This window comes from Psychroflexus sp. MBR-150 (genome assembly GCF_053628795.1).
In genome coordinates, this window is the sequence record NZ_JBRJHB010000001.1 from 55,644 (window position 1) to 75,327 (window position 19,684).

At 33.5% G+C, this 19,684-nt stretch carries 18 protein-coding genes; 15 read left to right on the top strand and 3 right to left on the bottom strand.

The features are described from left to right. The first annotated feature begins 2 nt into the window (after positions 1-2). From pseI to ACSSV5_RS00250, 3 genes are read left to right on the top strand one after another with little or no spacing between them, the layout of a single operon-like run. Positions 3-1,022, top strand: a complete 1,020-nt coding sequence (gene pseI / locus ACSSV5_RS00240) for a pseudaminic acid synthase (RefSeq protein ID WP_211064998.1) — start codon at positions 3-5, stop codon at positions 1,020-1,022. Continuing rightward, positions 1,022-2,338 (top strand): lipopolysaccharide biosynthesis protein, encoded by a 1,317-nt coding sequence (locus ACSSV5_RS00245; protein WP_454244309.1) that lies wholly within the window; start codon positions 1,022-1,024, stop codon positions 2,336-2,338. The genes pseI and ACSSV5_RS00245 overlap by 1 nt, the downstream gene beginning before the upstream one ends. 6 nt (positions 2,339-2,344) lie before the next feature. Next, positions 2,345-3,364, top strand: a complete 1,020-nt coding sequence (locus ACSSV5_RS00250; protein WP_211065000.1) for a hypothetical protein — start codon at positions 2,345-2,347, stop codon at positions 3,362-3,364. Positions 3,365-3,621: 257 nt separating this feature from the next. Here ACSSV5_RS00250 and ACSSV5_RS00255 read toward each other — a convergent pair whose 3' ends face one another. Continuing rightward, entirely contained in the window at positions 3,622-3,864 is a 243-nt protein-coding gene (locus tag ACSSV5_RS00255; RefSeq protein ID WP_211065001.1) for a hypothetical protein, read from the bottom strand. Between the two features lie 139 nt (positions 3,865-4,003). On the opposite strand from ACSSV5_RS00255, the gene ACSSV5_RS00260 reads away from it, so the two are divergent. Both ACSSV5_RS00260 and ACSSV5_RS00265 read left to right on the top strand, forming a co-directional pair. Beyond that, positions 4,004-4,630 carry a DUF6418 domain-containing protein gene (locus ACSSV5_RS00260; protein ID WP_211065002.1) on the top strand — a complete coding sequence of 209 codons (627 nt, stop codon included), beginning with the start codon at positions 4,004-4,006 and terminating at the stop codon, positions 4,628-4,630. A gap of 17 nt (positions 4,631-4,647) precedes the next feature. After that, the gene (locus ACSSV5_RS00265) at positions 4,648-5,841 is read left to right on the top strand and encodes an O-antigen ligase family protein (protein ID WP_454244310.1); all 1,194 of its coding nucleotides are present in this window, start codon (positions 4,648-4,650) and stop codon (positions 5,839-5,841) included. Here ACSSV5_RS00265 and ACSSV5_RS00270 read toward each other — a convergent pair. After that, positions 5,835-6,917: a glycosyltransferase gene (locus ACSSV5_RS00270; RefSeq protein WP_454244311.1), complete on the bottom strand. Its 1,083-nt coding sequence runs from the start codon at positions 6,915-6,917 to the stop codon at positions 5,835-5,837. The two genes, ACSSV5_RS00265 and ACSSV5_RS00270, sit on opposite strands and share 7 nt — an antisense overlap. Positions 6,918-7,013: 96 nt before the next feature. Between ACSSV5_RS00270 and ACSSV5_RS00275 the strand changes: the two genes are divergently transcribed. From ACSSV5_RS00275 to ACSSV5_RS00295, 5 genes are read left to right on the top strand one after another with little or no spacing between them, the layout of a single operon-like run. Continuing rightward, complete coding sequence (locus ACSSV5_RS00275) at positions 7,014-8,321, top strand: UDP-glucose dehydrogenase family protein (protein ID WP_454244312.1); 1,308 nt, start codon at positions 7,014-7,016, stop codon at positions 8,319-8,321. 8 nt (positions 8,322-8,329) lie between these two features. Next, complete coding sequence (locus ACSSV5_RS00280; protein WP_454244313.1) at positions 8,330-9,319, top strand: UDP-glucuronic acid decarboxylase family protein; 990 nt, start codon at positions 8,330-8,332, stop codon at positions 9,317-9,319. Positions 9,320-9,322: 3 nt separating this feature from the next. Then, entirely contained in the window at positions 9,323-10,675 is a 1,353-nt protein-coding gene (locus ACSSV5_RS00285) for an undecaprenyl-phosphate glucose phosphotransferase (protein WP_454244314.1), read from the top strand. Further along, positions 10,675-11,469, top strand: coding sequence for a glycosyltransferase family 2 protein (locus tag ACSSV5_RS00290; protein WP_454244315.1), 795 nt, complete (start codon positions 10,675-10,677; stop codon positions 11,467-11,469). Before ACSSV5_RS00285 ends, ACSSV5_RS00290 begins: the two co-directional genes overlap by 1 nt. Beyond that, complete coding sequence (locus ACSSV5_RS00295; RefSeq protein WP_454244316.1) at positions 11,456-12,307, top strand: hypothetical protein; 852 nt, start codon at positions 11,456-11,458, stop codon at positions 12,305-12,307. Before ACSSV5_RS00290 ends, ACSSV5_RS00295 begins: the two co-directional genes overlap by 14 nt. Before the next feature lie 11 nt (positions 12,308-12,318). Here the strand turns inward: ACSSV5_RS00295 and ACSSV5_RS00300 are convergent, their stop codons facing one another. Further along, entirely contained in the window at positions 12,319-13,626 is a 1,308-nt protein-coding gene (locus ACSSV5_RS00300; protein ID WP_454244317.1) for a phenylacetate--CoA ligase family protein, read from the bottom strand. 76 nt (positions 13,627-13,702) lie between these two features. Here ACSSV5_RS00300 and purD point away from each other — a divergent pair, with 76 nt between their 5' ends. The 5 genes from purD to ACSSV5_RS00325 all read left to right on the top strand — a co-directional run bounded on the left by purD (position 13,703) and on the right by ACSSV5_RS00325 (position 19,565). Next, a complete protein-coding gene (gene purD, locus ACSSV5_RS00305; protein WP_454244318.1) occupies positions 13,703-14,983 on the top strand; it encodes a phosphoribosylamine--glycine ligase in 1,281 nt (426 codons plus the stop codon). A 1,178-nt stretch (positions 14,984-16,161) separates the two neighbouring features. Further along, positions 16,162-17,184: a recombinase RecA gene (gene recA / locus ACSSV5_RS00310; RefSeq protein ID WP_454244319.1), complete on the top strand. Its 1,023-nt coding sequence runs from the start codon at positions 16,162-16,164 to the stop codon at positions 17,182-17,184. A gap of 37 nt (positions 17,185-17,221) precedes the next feature. Beyond that, on the top strand, positions 17,222-17,632 hold the full coding sequence (locus tag ACSSV5_RS00315; protein WP_211065065.1) for a hypothetical protein: 411 nt from the start codon (positions 17,222-17,224) through the stop codon (positions 17,630-17,632). A gap of 2 nt (positions 17,633-17,634) precedes the next feature. Then, the gene (locus ACSSV5_RS00320; RefSeq protein ID WP_211065066.1) at positions 17,635-18,189 is read left to right on the top strand and encodes an RNA polymerase sigma factor; all 555 of its coding nucleotides are present in this window, start codon (positions 17,635-17,637) and stop codon (positions 18,187-18,189) included. Then, positions 18,186-19,565, top strand: coding sequence for a hypothetical protein (locus ACSSV5_RS00325; protein ID WP_454244320.1), 1,380 nt, complete (start codon positions 18,186-18,188; stop codon positions 19,563-19,565). Before ACSSV5_RS00320 ends, ACSSV5_RS00325 begins: the two co-directional genes overlap by 4 nt. Positions 19,566-19,684: the final 119 nt, after the last annotated feature.

Consider the following 19,684-nt stretch of genomic DNA (forward strand, 5'->3'; position numbering starts at 1 on the left):
ATATGAATTCAGATAAAGTTTTTATTATAGCAGAGTTGTCTGCCAATCACGGTGGCAATATAGAAACTGCTATAGAAACGATAAAAGCCGCAAAAGACACTGGAGCAGACGCCATAAAATTTCAGACCTATACAGCGGACACCATCACTTTAGATTCTGACAAGAATGATTTTATTATTTCTGGCGGCACAATCTGGGATGGTAATAAATTGTATAACTTATATAAGAAAGCATTTTTACCCTGGGAATGGCATCAAGAGCTATTTAAAGTCGCCAAAGAAGAGGGTTTGATTTGTTTTTCGTCACCTTTTGATAAAACCGCTGTCGATTTTTTAGAAGATTTAAATACACCTATTTATAAAATTGCCTCATTTGAAATCACTGATATTCCTTTAATTGAATATACAGCCAGCAAAGGAAAACCCATGATCATTTCTACGGGCATTGCAGAGTATGATGATATTAAACTTGCAGTTGAAACTTGTAGAAAAGTAGGCAACAATGATATTACAATCCTAAAATGTACGTCTTCATATCCTGCACCTATAGACGAAGCCAACTTAGTTATGATGCAACAATACGCCAAAGATTTTGATGTTAAAGTAGGTCTGAGCGATCATACTTTAGGCACTACTGTACCAGTAGTTGCAACAGCATTAGGAGCTTCAGTCATTGAAAAACATTTTATTTTAGATAGAAGCATAGGTGGTCCTGATGCTTCATTTTCACTCGACAAAGCGCAATTTACGACTATGGTCAAAGCAGTTAGAGAAGCGGAAAAAGCTTTAGGGAAAGTGAGCTACAACCTGACAGAGAAACAAAAATCTGGCAAACAATTTTCACGTAGTCTTTATGTCGCTGAAGATATTAAAGCAGGCGAAATCATAACAGAAAAAAATGTGCGTAGTGTAAGACCTGGATTCGGAATGCACCCTAAACACCTTGCACGTATTTTAGGAAAAACAGTGAGCAAAACCCTTTCAAAAGGTGATAGAATTCAAGAAGATCATATTTCAAAATAATGATAAAACCACTTTTAGACAAAGTAAAGTCAATCATAGTCGATAAGGATTTTTCAGAAATTCTGTCTAAGAGTTTTTATTATATTTTGTTTAGAGTTGGTGGTACTATCTTTGGTTATGTTTTTTCTGTTTTTATTACTCAAACTTATGGGGCTAACATTTACGGTATAGTTGCACTTTGTTTTTCTTTTTTTCTATTCATAGGCGTTTTTGGTCGATTAGGTATTGACACCAATATTGTAAAAGTATTTTCAAAACCTGAATATAGGTCTGATGTTGGCTTATTTTATAAAGCAGTGTCAAAATCGTTTTTGGTCAGTTTACTCATTTGTTTTATTGTCTATGTTTTTGGTGAAGAAATTGTGGTGGATTTGCTTGTAGAACCAAAACCAGAGATTTTACCCTATTTACCTTGGGTTTTGTTTTCTGTCCCGTTGTGGTCTATAGTTTTAATTTCGGCGAGTTTTTTTAGAGCTCGAAGCCGCAATAATATTTTTGCCTTTTTCAACAATCCTGGTCGCTTTTTGCTCAGTCTTTTCTTCTTGTTGGTTTTATATTTTTTCGTAGATAAAGACCCCATAATTACCGTTCAATCTCACTTTTTTGGTATTTTAGTCTTAGCTTTAATCAGTTTGTTTTTAGTTTATAGAGATTTCAATGGCATAAAGCTAAAGCACAAATCACATTATTGGGGGTTTTTAAAAGATGCGTTTCCTATGATGCTGGCATCTTCTGCCATTATCATTTTATCATCAACGGATACATTTTTAATGGGCGTTTTTGAAACTACTGAAAATGTAGGGATATACAATATTGCTTTAAAAATATCTACTTTATCTATTTTTTTCCTTCAGGCTATCAGCTCTATTTTAGCACCAAAAATAGCAAAAGCTTATGCTGAAAATGACATTGAAAATTTTAATAAAATTGTAAAGTTTTCAACCAAAATCAATTTTTATTTAAGCTCAAGTTTAATAGCAGTTATTATAATTTTTAGAAAATTTCTACTCAATTTGTTTGGCGAACAGTTTGTAGAAGGAGAAGTTATTTTGATTATACTTTGTGCAGGTCAAATCATTAATGCATTTACTGGACCAGTTGGTGTGGTAATGCAGATGATAGGCCAGCAAAAAGTCTTTAGAAACATAGTTATCATTGCATTGATTTTAAATATTATTTTAACCATAACCCTTATCCCGATTTATGGTGGTATTGGAGCAGCTATTTCAACATCTATAAGTATGTTTGTTTGGAATATTTCTTCTTCAGCCTATCTTCGCTTAAGAAAGGGTATTAAATCTCACTTTACACTCTAAAATATTATGGTTGAAGTATATTTTGGTCTAACCGATAAACATATAGAAAACTTTGAGTGTATTATTCAAGCTGAAATTCATCAAAAGCATACTCAAAAAATACTAATAACAGATAATAAAAACTACAGCCCAAAAATATGGGCAAAAGTGATAAAATCGGACGCTTATTTCTTGCAAAAAGGAACCAATTTTTTTCATAACTTTTATTTTATGATAAAAAAAATCAAGGCGTATAGAAAAATTATTAATCAACTTAAACCATATAAAAAAGAAGAAAAAGTTAGAATATATTTAGCTTACATTGAAGATATTTTATCAAACTATCTTTTTTTTAATTTTCACAAAAATGCAGAAGTTATAGTTGTTGAAGACGGCGTATTGAACTACTACAACCACAGCTTTAAAAACATAAGTAAAACCAGATTTTATACAAAAAAAATATTGTCTCAGATTTTTGGAATCCCTTTTAAAAAATACCAAGGGCATTCGTCAGGTATAGAATATGATAAATCTACTATGCAATATTTGTCATTTCCCGAAAAAGCTTTTATTCCTAAAAGAGTTCATAAATTACCAACACAAACAGAAACCATTTATCATTTTAAAAACAACCTATATATCTTAGGTCAAGAAAATTTAATTCAAATCTTTGGTTTTAATGAATATAAAAAAACTTTTTTTAATTTCATTGACGAGCTAAAAGAAAAAGAACAATCATTCCAGGTTGATAGAGTTTACTATAAACCAAGACATCAATACTTAGATTTTGAACTAGCTTATTTGCAAAATGCTTTTGGGGAAAATAGAGTTCAAATTTTAGATAATGATTTATTAGCAGAAGAAGATTATTTTAAAAACATTCAGTCAAAATATATTGCAAGTATGATATCTAGTGCATTGCTAACAATATATTCAAGATGCGATGAAGGTTCAAAATCAAAATTAAAAATTATCTTTAAGCCTATTATAAACAATGAAATATCTCGTCTTTTTGAACATTTAAATTTTATAAAACTAAGCGGATAAATGGATATCTATCAAATTATCAATTATTTTTCATTTGCTGCGTATTTGCTGATTTGCATATACTTTGTAAGGAAAGCTTTTGCGTTTAGTTTTATATATGGTTTAATTATTTTTCAGTCTTTAACCATTTTACCTTCTCTAATATACATAGAATCTGGTATTTATATCAACGAGCAAGGCAGAAATAGTTACTTTAGTTGGGCTACGGTTATAACCTGTTTTTACTTCATTATAACTCTTTTGACGCTTTATTTAAGTCATAAGTCTTTAGATAAATATGACTTTAGAACATTTATATTTAAATATAAAGGGAAAAACGCTGAAAGTTTAATTTTAAAGGCAAGCACTATTATAGTGCTTTCAATATTACTTTTTAATGCGGCACTTTCTCCACTTCCACTGTTTGATATGTCACTGTCAAGATTTACATATTGGTCAAACTCTAGGTTTCCTTTCCTTAATACTTTATTTGGTAATACTGCAACATTTATTCCTTTCATACTCGGCATATTGGCCCCAAAGAACAAGAGGTTTTCAACCATTATGTTACTGATATATTTTTTCTATAATTTTTTAATTGGTCAAAAATTCTCACCTATTCTTAATGGCAGTTTCAGTTTCTTCCTGCCTATTGTTATTATGAACAGAAACAAGGTTAAGCAATTTTTAAAGAAAAGATTACTTAGTATAATTGTGATATTGTCTATTTCAACTTTTGTGATATACCAAGTTATCTACACTAGATACGAAGCTAGAGTTCCCTTTGCTAATATTAAAATTTATGATCCAGACGAAGCTATTTTTTATAGAATTTTCGGTCTTCAAGGTCACTTGATGTGGGGTTCAACAGAACGTTTTGTATTTGATGATACCGAAAGATCTTATAATCCTACAGATTTACTTTATGGCATGCCCAATATGATGAGTGAATTTGCTGATAGTAAAGAAGTTCTAGAAAACAACGCTGATAGTGGCTTTAATTTTACCAATGCTTATCCTGGGATTTTGTTTAAAATTTTTCCTGTTCTCATTGCACTGTTGACTCATATTTTTTTAACTATTGTACTTTTAGGTTTTGCAGGTTGGGTTTTAAGAAAATTTATTGAAAGAAATGCAAAAATTCTAGCGGTTATAACCTTTCAGTTTTATATATGGTTGCTTTATGCTTTTACTATGGGATATTTTTATAAAGTTTTTTTTATGGCCATTTTCCTGATCTTGTATTTTGCATTCTTAAACATCATTAAAAAAAGACAGCTAAATTGAACGCTATTATAAGTTTTTTGAAAATTCATAAAATAGAAGATTATATCTTTTATCTCTGTATTTTGCTTTTGCCCCTAAACGATGCATTAGTGGTGATTTCGTTTGGTGTTTTTTTGTTTGCTGGAATAGTTTTAAACTTTAAAAAGAAAGATAAAAACTCATCTGTTCTTGTTATTACTTTACTTTTTTTTGTGAGTTTAATCAGCCTGTCTTACACCTGTAATGTTGAAGAAAGCCTGCAAAAGGTATTTAAAAATTTGGCACTAATTCTCGTTCCTTTAGGATTTTACTTCAATAAAATCAGCCCAAAGGCTTTAAGAACTGGCAAGTTTTTGTTCTTGATATCTTGGGTTGTATTTTGCTTAACTTCACTATTTAAGCTGTTGATTTATTGGTTTAAATATCCTGAGCAAAGGCATTTCTATAATTTCTTTCAGGCGTCCATGCTCCATAACTATATGCCACAAGATGCGATGTATATTTGTACGGCATTAATTTTTATGCTGTTTAGTTTTAACCAATGGAATAAATATCTGCGTGTAGGGATAAGTATTCTGTTTTTTTCTGTCTTGCTTTTGTTTAGTGTAAGACTTGGTATTCTTCAGTTTGCAAGTATAATTTTAGTTTATCTTATTATGAATAGAAAGAGGCTGATTAATTTAAAAAACACAGTCGCTTTTATATTAGTTTTAATTTTAGGCTCTGTATTAATAAGTTCTAATAAATATACAAAAGACAAAATATTCAGCACATTACATTCTATGAACATAGACATTGGAAAAGATAATGTTACAGAAATTGCTACTGATTACCATCAAATAAATTTTAGACTTAAGCTCTGGCCAGCAGCAATAGATTTAATTAAAGAAAGGCCTTTTTTAGGCTATGGTGCAGGCACTGAAAAAGACTTGATCCATAGAGAATTGAAATCACGTGATTTAGACCTTCACAAAGTTCACGCTCATAATCAGTTTTTGTCTGTTACATTTCAATATGGAATACTTGGCTTAAGTGTCTTTTTGTTTATACTTGTTTCTATATTTTTAAAAGCTATCCGTCATTTAGAATATACTTTAATATTTTTTCTGATTATAACTTCTATGCTAACTGATAGTTATTTAGATGTTCAGCAAGGCTTATTTTATTTTGCACTGTTTGGCTCGCTAATTCTAAGTTATAGGATAGAAAAGAAAGTTAATAATTCTCAATGAGAATGTTTTGAATATATCTCAATTAACCCCCTAAAATTCTTATCCCGATCAAACTTCTCATAAGCCAGTTTTTGAGATTGTTCTGCAAAGGTTTTGAGCAATTCAGGTTCAGATTGTAATTGTTTGATGGCATTTTCAAACTCCTCTAAATTACCACACAAAAAACCATTGTGTTGATGAGAAACCGCATCTTTATTACCAACCACATTTGTAGCCAAAATAGGCTTCTGCAAGGCCATAGCTTCAATAATAGTAAAAGGCAAACCTTCCCAGAGCGAAGTTTGCATATAGACATCGTGTGTGGCTAATTGTTTTAATGCGCTTTCGCGGTCTAACCATCCTGTGATTTCAATATTTGATGCCGTGAGTAAATGCCGCAACTCACCTTCGCCAATCCAAACAAATTTTAGATCAGGAAATTTCTCAGCAACAGCATTAAACAATTTCGGGTTTTTTTGTGCACTTATTCTTCCTAAAGTCACAATACTTTTAAGATTTGAGTTTGAACTGACATTTATGTTTTCAAGTTCAGATAAATTAATGCCGTTTCTCACCATTTTAGACTTTCCAAAGGCTTTTGCATACTCGTACTCCGTGTCTCCACAAGCTATGGTTGTGCCACCATAAATTTTGGGTATCCAACGTTCTATCAGTTTAAACAGCTTTTGCTTAAGCGGAGAAACATCTTCTCTCAAAAACGCATAACCATTTGGCGTGTAATAGACTCTTGCTGTAGGCCAAAATTTTGCTGCTATTCGCCCCAAAACTCCTGCTTTTGATGAGTGTAAATGAATGACATCGGGTTTTATTTGTTTTATGGCTTTTTTAAGGTGTTGCAAACTTTTGTAATCTTTCAAAAAAGAAACTTCTCGTAGCATGGGAAGCGCTACTAATTTTGTGTCAGGCGAAAAATCTTTTTTAAAATTAAGTTGATCCGTGCCTTCGCGGTTTGGACTATAAATAATATGCGTTTCAATATTTGAATTTTGGGCTGTAAAAGCACAAATAGATTGAATGTAAGTATAAACTCCTGTGACAAAAGTTTCAGAAATGTGTAATACTTTAATTTTTTTCATTTAGAGCAAAAATAATCATATTTTTGTCCCTAAGGTTTTAATCTATTAAACTTCTATCATCAAATTTTTACTTTTCTATTTTAAAATAAAATTTATATGAAAATCACAATCATTGGAACTGGCTACGTCGGTCTCGTTACAGGTACTTGTCTCGCCGAAACAGGCAACGACGTTTTATGTATAGATATAGATAAAGACAAGGTCGAAAAAATGCAAAACGGTATTGTGCCTATTTACGAACCTCATCTTGATGTGTTGTTTGAACGCAATATCGATGCTGGACGCTTGACCTTTTCAACAAACCTTCATCAAGGTCTTGACTTTGGAGAAGTTATATTCTTGGCTCTACCAACGCCTGAAGACGAAGACGGCTCAGCAGATTTAAAATACGTTCTCGGTGTTGCCAAAGAAATTGGAGAATACATCACCTCTTACAAAGTCATTGTTGATAAAAGCACAGTTCCTGTTGGCACCGCTGAAAAAGTTAAGGAAACCATAGCCGAAAATGCTAAAACTGATTTTGACGTGGTCTCAAATCCCGAGTTTTTGAGAGAGGGTTTTGCCGTAGATGACTTTTTAAAACCAGAACGCATTGTGATAGGAACAAGTAGCGATAGAGCCAAAAATATTATGCAAAGGCTTTACAATCCCTTTGTCCGTTCTGGCAATCCCATTATCATAATGGATGAAAAATCAGCCGAACTCACCAAATATGCAGCAAATTCTTTTCTCGCCACTAAGATTACTTTTATGAATGAAATCGCTAACTATTGTCAAAAAGTTGGTGCAGATGTTGACAAAGTTCGTCTTGGTATGGGAACAGACTCAAGGATTGGCAAACGCTTTTTGTTTCCTGGTATTGGCTATGGCGGCTCTTGTTTCCCGAAAGATGTCAAAGCTTTACACAAATCGGGTAATGATATCAATCACCATTTCAAAATTTTGGAAGCGGTTGTCGATATTAATGAAAATCAAAAAACAATACTCTTTCCTGAAATATTAGAGTATTTTAAAAACGATTTAAACGATAAAACCATTGGCATTTGGGGCTTAGCTTTCAAGCCTGAAACCGACGACATTAGAGAAGCACCAGCTTTATATATGATTGACAAACTCTTAGAAGCTGGAGCAAAAATCAAGGTCTTTGACCCTGAAGCGATGGACAATGTCAAAGCAAAATATGGCGACAAATTATATTATGCTAATGATATGTATGAAACTTCAAAAGATGTTGACGCGCTTTTAATTTGCACGGAATGGAGCATTTTTAGAACACCAGATTTTGAAAAACTCAGACAACTGATGAACAACCACGTCATTTTTGATGGTCGTAATTTGTATGATATTGAAGAAATAAAAACTCAAAAGTTCAGTTATCGTTCTGTTGGCAGGCAATTTATTTAAAAAAAACTATGAAGAAAAGAGTTCTTATTACAGGTGCCGCTGGTTTTCTTGGGTCTCACCTTTGCGATAGGTTTATAAATGAAGGCTACAAAGTAGTCGGGATGGACAACCTCATCACTGGCGATATGAAAAATATCAGCCATTTGTTTAAGAATGAGCATTTTGAATTTTATCATCACGATGTTTCAAAGTTTGTGCACGTTTCTGGAAAGCTTGATTACATTTTGCATTTTGCATCGCCAGCCAGCCCAATCGATTATCTCAAAATTCCCATTCAAACCCTTAAAGTTGGATCTTTAGGAACCCACAATCTGCTGGGTTTAGCTAAAGCCAAAGACGCCAGAATACTTATTGCCAGCACTTCTGAAATTTATGGCGATCCTTTGGTTCATCCTCAAAAAGAAGATTACTATGGCAATGTCAATAGTATTGGCCCACGTGGCGTTTACGACGAAGCTAAACGCTTTCAAGAAGCCATAACAATGGCTTACCACAGGTTTCACGGCTTAGAAACTCGAATTGTAAGAATATTTAATACCTATGGGCCAAGAATGCGCCTCAACGACGGCAGAGTGATTCCTGCATTCATCGGTCAAGCCTTGAGAGGCGAAGATTTAACCGTGTTTGGCGACGGTTCTCAAACCCGATCATTTTGCTATGTTGACGACCAAGTAGATGGCATTTTTAGACTTTTACACTCAGACTATTCAAAACCTGTAAACATTGGTAACCCAAACGAAATTAGCATTCTCGACTTTGCTCAAGAAATCATCAAACTCACAGGAACCAACCAAAAAATCATCTTTAAACCTTTACCCAAAGATGACCCTATGCAACGCCAACCTGATATATCTTTAGCTAAAGAAAAATTAAACTGGTCACCAAAAGTCGATAGAGCCGAAGGGATGAAAACTACCTATAACTATTTTAAAAGCTTATCAAAAGAAGAACTACATGCCAGTGAGCATAAAGATTTTTCAAAACACAATCAAAGGTAATTTATGAGAAAAAGATGGCGCTACATCGGATATCTTAGACCTATTATTTATGTAATTGATATTTCTGTTATAAGCATACTTGCCATTTGGTTATTAAGTTTAAGTCTTAACGAAGCCATCTCTTTTGTTTTATTTCATAGCATAGCTTGGTTAATATTGTCGCTAAAAACCAACTACTACGAAGTTTATAGATTTACCAAAATTGTTAAAATACTCTCTCTTGCCTTTGAACAATTTTTTCTGTTTACCCTTATTGTTTTCTCTTATTTTGCAATTTATAAAGGCTTTGAGCTTGAAGTTGCATTAGTTTTTCAATATTTAATTTTAAGCTTTTCTATCATACTTAGCTTTAAGCTTTTAGTCAATTATCTACTTAAACATTATAGAAAATTTTATAAAGGAAATTTAAGAAAAACCATCATAATTGGAGACAATTTAAGAACACACCAACTCAAAACTTTTTTTAATGAAAACCCTGAATTTGGATACCAATTTTTAAAAATGTTTTGTACAAAAAAAAATGATAAATTTTTAGATCATTGTTTTCATTATATAATTGAAAATAACGTTGACGAAATTTATTGTTCTATGGCAGAACTCACACAAAAACAAATTAACACCATAGTTCATTTTGCAGACAACAACCTTATTGTGTTAAAGTTTCTACCAGACACAAAAGACATATATGCCAAACAACTCAAAGTTGATTATTATGGCTTTTTACCCATATTATCTCTAAGAAGCATTCCTATAGAAGAACCTTTCAATAAATTTGTCAAACGGTCTTTTGATTTTATTTTTTCACTTGCTGTTGTGATTTTTATATTATCATGGCTTACACCTCTAATAGCACTACTCATTAGAATAGAATCTAAAGGTCCTGTGTTTTTTAAACAAAAACGCAATGGTTTAAACTACAAAGAATTCGTCTGTTTTAAGTTCAGATCAATGCGACCTAATACTGAAATTGAAACATCTTGGGTCAAACCCAATGATAACAGAGTAACAAAAATCGGTAAATTTATCAGAAAAACCAGCATAGACGAGTTGCCACAATTTTACAATGTCTTGCTCGGCGATATGTCTGTTGTTGGCCCAAGACCACATCCAGTTTCGCATACAGAAATGTTTGTGGGCAAAATCGATAAATTTATGGTGCGTCATTTCATAAAACCTGGCATTACTGGTTTGGCCCAAGTCAGTGGCTATCGCGGTGAAATAGAAACCGACAAAGACATTATTAACCGCGTGAAATACGATATCTTCTATCTCGAAAACTGGTCGGTGTTTTTGGATATTAAAATTGTTTTTATGACCATATTTAATGCTTTTAAAGGTGACAAAAAAGCTTATTGATGCAAAGCCTCGTTTCTATTATAACAGCTTCCTACAATGCTGAAAAGTATATTGAACAGACCGTAAAATCTGTTCAAGCCCAGACCTATCAAAACTGGGAAATGCTCATCACTGATGACTGCTCAACAGACAACACTTGTCAAATTGTTCAAAATCTAGCCGATAAAGATTCTCGAATTAAATTATTTAAACTCAAACAAAACGCCGGTCCAGCAGTCGCGAGAAATAATTCTATAAAAGAAGCTAAAGGTAGATTTATTGCTTTTCTTGATGCCGATGATTTATGGCTTCCCGAAAAGTTGAGAATACAACTAAGTCAAATGATTAAACATAAAGTATCAGTTTCTTTTACTAGCTATTTACAAATTGATGAAAATGGGAAAGAAATAGGAAAGAAAATTGTGGCTTTAAAAAATTTAACTTACAAAAAACTATTAAAAAATAATTACATTGGAAATCTAACAGGAATCTATGATTGTGATAGGTTAGGAAAAATATATAATCCTTTAATAAGAAAAAGACAAGATTGGTGTTTATGGCTTTATGCTTTAAAAAAATCTACAAAACCTGCTTTAGGTATACAAAAACCTTTGGCTAAATATCGAATTTCTTTAAATTCTATTAGTAGTAATAAGCTAAATTTAATAAAATATAATTTTTTAGTATATTATCAACAATTAAATTATAACATATTAAAATCTATATTTTATCTATTTCTATTCTCAATAGAATATTTCATTATTAGAAAGAAATTTATTGTAAATTATGAAAAAAAATTAAATGAAAAGGCATAAAGTTAAGACTATAGTTTTTAAAATTTTAGACGTCTTACCAAAAAGAATAGGATATTGGGCTTATCACGGTTTTCAAAAAATAACCCTAAAAGAGGTTTCGTTTTACCAACATACCAACAGAAAAAGTTTTAATCAAATTAAAAAAATATTAAGAAATAACAAGGTAAACTTAGAAGGCAAAAATGTTTTAGAAATAGGTTCGGGTTGGTTCCCAATTATCCCAATTCTTTTTAAAAATGAATTGAACATAAATAAATGTTACACCTTTGACATTAATGAACATTACAGCAAAAAGAGAATAAAATCAACTTTAAAAATATTTGAAAATAACTTTAAGACTAATAAAAATAATTTACCTTCATTTATCAAGTACTTTCCTTCTACTAATGTAAGCAATTTCAAAATAAATGATAATATTGACTTTGTGATATCAAGATTTGTACTTGAGCATATTAGCGAAGATGAACTATTAAAAATACATTATCATTTATATAATCAGATTTCTAAAAGTGCTCAAATATTGCATTTAATCTCGCCATCTGACCATAGAGCATATTCTGATAAATCATTATCACTATACGATTTTCTTAAATACTCTGACAAAGAATGGGATAAAATTCAAACTAAGTTTGATTATCATAATAGGCTAAGATTACCAGATTACATTAATATTTTTAAAAAAGCTGGTTTTAAAATAGAGTTTCTGAATTATGAGGATGTAAACAAGAATTCTGATAAATACAAAAAGTTTAAAAAACTAAACATCCACTATGATTATAAAAAATATAGTGAGCAAGAAATTTTGGCTAGCTCTATTACTGTTTTATTGTCCAAATAAATTATTAGCTTTTAAATCTTAGACACAAACTGCTTCAACTTCCCGCTTTTTGAACGTTTGATTTGTGATTTTCGGTTAAAATTAATCTTTAAATTCGGCTCAAGATATTTATCTATGGCTTTGAGTATAGTCTGTTTTTGTTGGTCGTTTAAGATCTTATCTGCTACATAATTGATTTCAAATTGATCTATACGATGTTGAACCACTACAATTTCTTTGACTTGTCCTGTGTTTTCTATGGCAGATTTTGTAACATAATAAAACGTCAATGCGGGAATCACTTTACCACTTGGCAATTTTGCAAAATCGTTCGTTCTTCCTGTAAGTTGTTCTAAAATAGGCTGATCTGATTTAGAATTTCTTGCCAGAACTCCTCTATCTCCAATTTTATATCTAATAAACGGATGGGCTTTGTTGTATAAACTGGTAATAACAATCTCACCTTCTTTTCCAAAAGGCAAAGCTTTTCCGCTTTCATCAACAACTTCTACAAATAACGTTTTGCGGTTAACCAACCATTCATTGTTATGATTTTCAAAAGCAATCACATCTAATTCACTTGCACCATATTCGTTGACAATAGGAACGCCCAATTGTTTTTCTAATAATTTTCTATCGTTTTCAAACAACATTTCACTGGTTGTAATACACAATTTTAAACTATTACATTCGTCTTTTAAAATCTTGTTTTGTGCTTTCAAATGTTTGGCAAATCTTACAATAGAACTCGTATAGCCATTGATAAACTCAAAAGGTTTAGTTTGAAAAGTTTTTAAAAAACGTGCTAATGCTTCATCAGACAAATCAAAAATATCAAACCGATGCCGCTTGGCAAATTTGTCCTTCAGGCGTTCTTTATAATGTGCAATACCTGATTTTGGTATGCCATAAAATCGAGCTTCAAGCGATTTGCCCATCTCAATATCGTGTTGTTGATACAACTTGATAATATTTGCCCACGTCAAAGCATGACAATATTTATCTTTGGCAAAACTAAACGGATGACCACTTGAACCACTGGTTTTGTTAACAAAAACATCTTTTAATTTGTAGCCATCAGACAAACGCTGATGTAGAGGTTGTTGTAAATCGGCTTTGGTCATAACAGGTATATCGTCCCAAGATGAAATATTGTTTTGGTCTAAAAACTTTTTGTAAAAAGGATTATTTTGCTGATGATATTGAAAAATGGTTTGACGCTGTTCGGCTATATAAGATTTTGCATCATTTTGCAACTTGTTTTCTATTTGCAAAAGATGCGGTTTGGCTTTTTTCAATGGAAAGCCCGATAACTCTAAAACACGTTCAAACCGATTCAAATAATATCAATTTTAATTAGGGCGACAATTTACAAACAATTATTTTTGACACCTCATTCATTTTAATTAAATCATCATGAATATTTTAGTCCTTGGCGGTGGTGGTCGCGAACACGCCATAGCACAAAAAATAGCCGAAAGTGCTCAATGCGATCAGCTTTTTGTTGCTCCTGGCAATGCAGGAACAGCTCAAATTGCTCAAAACCTCAACCTCAATCCCACAGATTTTGAAGCTGTAGCAGAAATCATAAACAACAAAGACATAAAAATTCTCGTCGTTGGTCCTGAAGCACCATTAGTTGCAGGAATTAAAGATTTTTTTGACAATAAATCTGATTTTCAAGACTTGATGGTCATTGGACCATCACAAAAAGGGGCTGAACTTGAAGGCAGCAAAAAACGAGCAAAAACTTTTATGCAAGCTCACAATATTCCTACTGCCACTTATAAGAGTTTCACAGCTGAAAACCTCGATGAAGGCCAAGCGTTTTTAGAAACCTTAAAACCACCTTACGTCTTAAAAGCCGATGGTCTTGCTAGCGGCAAAGGGGTTTTAATTTTAAAAAACTTAGAAGAAGCTAAAACTGAACTCGCCAATATGCTCACGCAAAACAAATTTGGAGAAGCTTCTCAAACGGTTGTCATTGAAGAATTTCTTGACGGTATTGAACTCAGCGTTTTTGTATTGACCGATGGAAAAAACTACCTGACTTTACCTAATGCCAAAGACTATAAACGCATTGGCGAAGGCGATACAGGTTTGAATACCGGCGGAATGGGTGCTATTTCGCCAGTGCCGTTTGCCGATGAAGAGTTTATGCAAAAAGTTGAAACCAAAATTATTCAACCGACCATTAAAGGCTTGCAAAAAGAAAACATCGACTACAAAGGTTTTGTGTTTATAGGCTTAATGAAAGTGGGCGATGAGCCTTTTGTTGTGGAATACAATGTGAGAATGGGCGACCCTGAAACAGAGGTGGTTATGCCACGAATAGAATCGGATTTAGTTGAACTTTTTAAGTTAACGGCCAATCAACAGCTCAACAAAGCTGAATTAAAAATCTCATCACAATCTGCTGCTACAGTAATGCTTGTATCTGGCGGATATCCAGAAAAATACCAAAAAGGAAAAACCATTCAAGGCCTCAATAATATAGATACCAAAGAAGCTATGCTATTTCACGCCGGGACAAAAGTTGAGAATAATCAAGTTTTAACCAATGGCGGTCGAGTCATAGCGGTTACGGCTTTGGCTGACAACTATAAAAAAGCCCTCGAAAAATCTTATACTCAAATCAAAAAAATTTGTTTTGAAGATCTCTATTTCAGAAAAGATATCGGTTTTGACTTAAATTAACGTGAAAGCCGTCAAATTGAGTGATTTTACGGAGTAAACCAAAAACCCCTGTCATTACGAGGCAAACGCAGTGACGAGGAATCTCTCAGTGAACCAAACCTCTCCTGTCATTCCGAGGGAAACGCAGTGACGAGGAATCTCTCCCCGAACCGAACCTCCCTTGTCATTCTGAACGGAGCTTGCGGAGTGAAGAATCTCTCAGTGAGCCAAACCTCTCCTGTCATTCCGAGGCAAACGCAGTGACGAGGAATCTCTCCCCGAACTGAACCTCCCTTGTCATTCTGAACGGAGCTTGCGGAGTGAAGAATCTCTCAGCGAACCGAACCTCAATACGTGAGAAAGATTCCTCCTGCCGTCGGAATGACAACCTACTTGTCATTCTGAACGGAGCTTGCGGAGTGAAGAATCTCTCAGTGAGCCAAACATCTCCTGTCATTCCGAGGCAAACGCAGTGACGAGGAATCTCTCCGCGAGCCGAACCTCCCTTGTCATTCTGAACGGAGCCCGCCGACCCCTTGTCATTCTGAACGGAGCTTGCGGAGTGAAGAATCTCTCAGTGAACCGAACCTCAATACGTGAGAAAGATTCCTCCTGCCGTCGGAATGACAACCTACTTGTCATTCTGAACGGAGCCCGCCGACCCCTTGTCATTCTGAACGGAGCTTGCGGAGTGAAGAATCTCTCAGTGAACCAAACCCCAAAACGTGAAAAAAGATTCCTCTACCAAAGCTTCGGTATCGCAATAACAAACCCCCTTGTCGGTTCGAGTGATTTCTATGGGCTGCAAGCCCGTAGAAATTGTATCGAGAACACACAACAATTTTTAAATTCTCAAAAATTTAAGACATTTATTGCTAATATTATATTTTTAACTCCAGTATAGATCCTCTATAGCTTAAGTATGGCTTAAGTATGGGTAGTGTATTAAAACACTAACAAGATATTGACTCAGCCTCAACAAAAAATGAAACAAAATATTGAATTATCTATAATTCGCTTATAGTCAATACAACCCATGTCATTGGTAGGACTTCTCTCAACAAAAAAAGTAGAGAAAAGTATATCGAAAATGGGTGTTTATAAACGAAACTAACTCAATTTGGATTAATAGAACTCATGTTGAATTAAACAGTCTAACAAAAAAATTGTATTTTTACCTTTCCAATAAAAAATAAACCATGAGTACAGAAGATAAAGAAAAAGCAGCTAAACTAAAGTCGCTTAAACTCACCTTAGACAAATTAGACAAAACCTACGGCAAAGGCACGGTGATGAAAATGAGCGACCAATCGGTAGTCAATGTTGATGCCATTTCATCAGGCTCACTGGGCTTAGATTTGGCTCTTGGTGTTGGTGGTTATCCTCGCGGTCGAGTTGTTGAAATTTACGGACCAGAATCTTCTGGTAAAACCACTTTAACTTTGCACGCCATAGCCGAAGCTCAACAAAAAGGTGGCATTGCTGCTTTTATTGATGCCGAACACGCCTTTGACAGAACCTATGCCGAAAACTTAGGCATTGATATTGACAACTTAATCATATCGCAACCCGACCACGGTGAGCAAGCTCTTGAAATTACAGATAACTTGATTCGCTCTGGTGCAATTGATATTATTGTGATTGACTCCGTTGCCGCATTGACCCCAAAAAGCGAAATAGAAGGCGAAATGGGCGACTCCAAAATGGGTCTTCATGCCAGATTGATGTCACAAGCTTTAAGAAAATTAACTTCAAGTATCAGTAAGACCAATTGTACGGTGATTTTTATTAATCAATTACGTGAAAAAATAGGCGTGATGTTTGGCAACCCAGAAACAACAACAGGTGGAAACGCCTTGAAATTCTATTGTTCGGTAAGACTTGATATACGTCGCTCTACACAAATTAAAGACAGCAATAGCGAGGTTAAAGGAAACAAAACCCGTGTCAAAGTCGTTAAAAACAAAGTCGCACCACCATTTAAAGTTGCAGAATTTGATATTATGTACGGCGAAGGTATTTCTAAAGTCGGCGAAATTATAGATATCGGTGTGGATTATGAAATTATCAATAAAGCAGGCTCGTGGTTCAGCTATGGCGACACCAAACTCGGTCAAGGTCGTGATGCTGTAAAAACTTTACTCAAAGAAAACCCAGACTTGATGGACGAACTTGAAGTAAAAATCAAAGAAGCCATAAAAATTGCCAAAAGTAAAGACTAAACGCAACGTTTTTAAATTTATGTATCTTAGAAATAACATGAAACAATTTATTTTAAGTTTGAGTCTAATATCTATACTAACATCTTGTTCAGTTGATAACCCAAGCATAGTAACTGTTCAAAATGCCAATGTTGTAGATATTGTAGCTCCAGATACTCTAAATTATCAACAAACAGAAATCTTTGAAATTACTTATATAAAACCAACAACTTGTCACACTTTTGAAGGTTTTGATGTTTTAGGTGAAGCTCCTGAACTTACGATAAGAACGGAAACAAGATTCGAAGATAATTTCAATTGTGAAGATACACCAACTAATACTGAAACTGTTCAATTTGAATATTTTGTTGATATCCAACAAGACCATGTTTTCAAATTTCTATCAGGGGCTTCAGATAGTGGTCAATTGCAATTTATTACCTTAAATATTCCTGTAAATATCGAATAGTTTTGAAATTAAAAAACCTCATAAAACAATGCCAAAACAAAGAGCTAAAGGCTCAAAAAGCTTTGTATGAGATATACAGTTCAAAATTATTTAGCTTGTGTTTGAAGTATTCAAAAAATTACGCAGAAGCACAAGACAATCTTCAAGATGCGTTTATAAGCATTTATGAAAACATTCATCAGTTTAAACACAAAGGCTCTTTTGAAGGTTGGATGAAACGCATAGCCATTAATACGGCACTTCAGCGTTATCGCAATCAAAAGGTGTTTTCTTTGAATTATGAAGAAAACCTAATCCAACCCGATAATGATTACACCGAAAACAACATAAGCCTGCAAGAACTTTTAAAATGTATTCAAGAATTGCCTAATCGATACAGAATGGTGTTTAACCTTTACGTGCTTGACGGACATTCACATAAAGAAATTGCAGAAATGATGAATATATCCGAAGGCACATCAAAATCAAATTTAGCCCGCGGAAGACAAATTTTAAAAGATAAAGTCAACAGAATAATCGATAATAAAAACCTGAATAAAACAGCCAAAACTTTATGAGTGATCAGCATAACATAGACCGGTTGTTTCAAGAATCTTTTAAAGATTTTGAAGTCGATGCCCCAAAATCTGCTTGGAGTGGCATTGAAAAACGATTGACTCAAAAGTCTAAAAAACGCGTTGTTCCACTTTGGCTCAAACTCAGTGGTGCTGCAGCAGTGATTGCCATTTTGATTATAGCTGGTTCGCAGTGGTTTTTTAACCCAACTCAACTCAATAATATTCCTGTCGTAAATTCATCTCAACAAAACACACAAAACAATCAAGAAGACAATACAATCATTACAAGCTCAAATCAAGATAAAAACCCTCTAAATGAGTCAAGTATTTCTAATAAAAACAAGACTATTTCTAATAAACCCAAATCCAGCATAGCTCAAAATACCAACAGTAATTCTTTGTCAAACAAGGCTAACAAAAACATTATCAGCAAAACACAACAAGATGAAAGGAAAAATAAATCTTTAAAAGCCAATAGCACTTCAACTGATGAAGCTTTAGCATATTCAAATTTTTCTTCCAAAGGTTCTATTCAAAAATCTACTACTATTGATGCTTCAACAATTCAAAATCCAATCATTAAAAAAGTGGCATCTCCAAAAAAATCTTTGGTAGAAGTCGCTGAAAACCTCAATAATGAAGATGAATTAAAAATTTCAAACTCAGAAAAAAACGCTTGGTTTATTAAACCACAAATCTCCCCTATTTTTTATGGTAATTTAGGCAGTGGAAGTGCCGTTGACCCCAATTTTGCCCAAAACAACGGTCAAGGCGAAGTCAATATGTCTTACGGTATAAATGTGGCCTATCAAATTAACGATAAAATAAAACTCCGAACTGGTGTTAATCGTGTCAATCTTAACTATACCACAAACGACGTGTTTTTAGTGCCAAACCAAGGCACAGCCAATTTAAACAACGTCAAGACTAACCCCAACTTTACAGCATCGGTTTTGAATAGGCAACAATTGCAAAACCTCTCAACAAACGGTAATTTTAACAGGTCTGAAACTGTGCCGTCTGAACTTCAACAAGAATTAGGTTATATTGAATTTCCTATGGAGATAGAATATAAAGTCTTAGACCGTAAAATCGATATCAATCTCATTGGCGGTGCAAGCACACTTTTGTTAAACAATAACAACCTTGATGTAAAAAACCAAAACGGAACAACTTCATTAGGCGAAGCCAACAATATCAACAATCTAAGTTTTTCAACCAACTTTGCTATCGGTTTAGAATACAACTTCACAGAGCGATTTATGTTTAATTTTGAACCGACTTTCAAATATCAAATCAATACTTTTCAAAGCGGAACAACCGATTTTCAACCCTATTTTTTAGGCGTCTATTCTGGAATTGTATTTAAGTTCTAAACTCGCCCTCGTCATAATATATGTTGTTAGTCGAACTCACGTTAAATTATATACGCATAGCAACCTCTCTTACAGAAAAAGATTTAATTATGAAAATCTAATAATTATAAAGGATAAAT

What these genes read in the sequence shown, in the direction of transcription:
- pseI (WP_211064998.1), top strand. Translation starts at nt 3, where the DNA reads ATGAATTCAGATAAAGTTTTTATTATAGCAGAGTTGTCTGCCAATCAC.
- ACSSV5_RS00245 (WP_454244309.1), top strand. Translation starts at nt 1,022, where the DNA reads ATGATAAAACCACTTTTAGACAAAGTAAAGTCAATCATAGTCGATAAG.
- ACSSV5_RS00250 (WP_211065000.1), top strand. Translation starts at nt 2,345, where the DNA reads ATGGTTGAAGTATATTTTGGTCTAACCGATAAACATATAGAAAACTTT.
- ACSSV5_RS00255 (WP_211065001.1), bottom strand. Translation starts at nt 3,864, where the DNA reads ATGAAAGGAATAAATGTTGCAGTATTACCAAATAAAGTATTAAGGAAA.
- ACSSV5_RS00260 (WP_211065002.1), top strand. Translation starts at nt 4,004, where the DNA reads ATGAACAGAAACAAGGTTAAGCAATTTTTAAAGAAAAGATTACTTAGT.
- ACSSV5_RS00270 (WP_454244311.1), bottom strand. Translation starts at nt 6,917, where the DNA reads ATGAAAAAAATTAAAGTATTACACATTTCTGAAACTTTTGTCACAGGA.
- ACSSV5_RS00275 (WP_454244312.1), top strand. Translation starts at nt 7,014, where the DNA reads ATGAAAATCACAATCATTGGAACTGGCTACGTCGGTCTCGTTACAGGT.
- ACSSV5_RS00280 (WP_454244313.1), top strand. Translation starts at nt 8,330, where the DNA reads ATGAAGAAAAGAGTTCTTATTACAGGTGCCGCTGGTTTTCTTGGGTCT.
- ACSSV5_RS00285 (WP_454244314.1), top strand. Translation starts at nt 9,323, where the DNA reads ATGAGAAAAAGATGGCGCTACATCGGATATCTTAGACCTATTATTTAT.
- ACSSV5_RS00290 (WP_454244315.1), top strand. Translation starts at nt 10,675, where the DNA reads ATGCAAAGCCTCGTTTCTATTATAACAGCTTCCTACAATGCTGAAAAG.
- ACSSV5_RS00295 (WP_454244316.1), top strand. Translation starts at nt 11,456, where the DNA reads ATGAAAAGGCATAAAGTTAAGACTATAGTTTTTAAAATTTTAGACGTC.
- purD (WP_454244318.1), top strand. Translation starts at nt 13,703, where the DNA reads ATGAATATTTTAGTCCTTGGCGGTGGTGGTCGCGAACACGCCATAGCA.
- recA (WP_454244319.1), top strand. Translation starts at nt 16,162, where the DNA reads ATGAGTACAGAAGATAAAGAAAAAGCAGCTAAACTAAAGTCGCTTAAA.
- ACSSV5_RS00315 (WP_211065065.1), top strand. Translation starts at nt 17,222, where the DNA reads ATGAAACAATTTATTTTAAGTTTGAGTCTAATATCTATACTAACATCT.
- ACSSV5_RS00325 (WP_454244320.1), top strand. Translation starts at nt 18,186, where the DNA reads ATGAGTGATCAGCATAACATAGACCGGTTGTTTCAAGAATCTTTTAAA.